The 260-nt window shown below is 35.8% G+C and carries 1 protein-coding gene; it reads left to right on the top strand.

All coding sequences use genetic code 11. The annotated features are described in order from the left end of the window. A partial coding sequence (locus SB749_RS19910) for a hypothetical protein (protein ID WP_410711828.1) occupies window positions 1-260 on the top strand: 260 nt, incomplete at both ends.

The following is a 260-nucleotide window of genomic DNA, read 5'->3' as shown; positions in this document are numbered from 1 at the left end:
ATAGTGGGTGCAAGGCTTGAAAAGCAACGAAAGTCGCTTGCAAAGTCATTAGAGAAAATTGGAAATAGTAAGGTAGTTTCGCGTGCAGGGAAATCTCACCTTATTGTAAGAATGTTTGAAGACTCTAATGCACCTTCTTATACTCCTGCGGATCTTTTTAATGAGAATATTGGTTGTAAAATTGTAGCTCCTTCATATGATGGCTACATGTTAGAAGTTGAGGTAGAAGCCTTTAAAAAAATTGCTAAAAAAATTAGAAC

Origin of the sequence: Brevibacterium sp. SIMBA_078 (assembly GCF_046534565.1) — a bacterium.
Classification (GTDB): Bacteria; Actinomycetota; Actinomycetes; order Actinomycetales; family Brevibacteriaceae; genus Brevibacterium.
The sequence above is the reverse complement of the archived record's forward strand: the minus strand, read 5'-3'. Positions and strand labels throughout refer to the sequence as shown.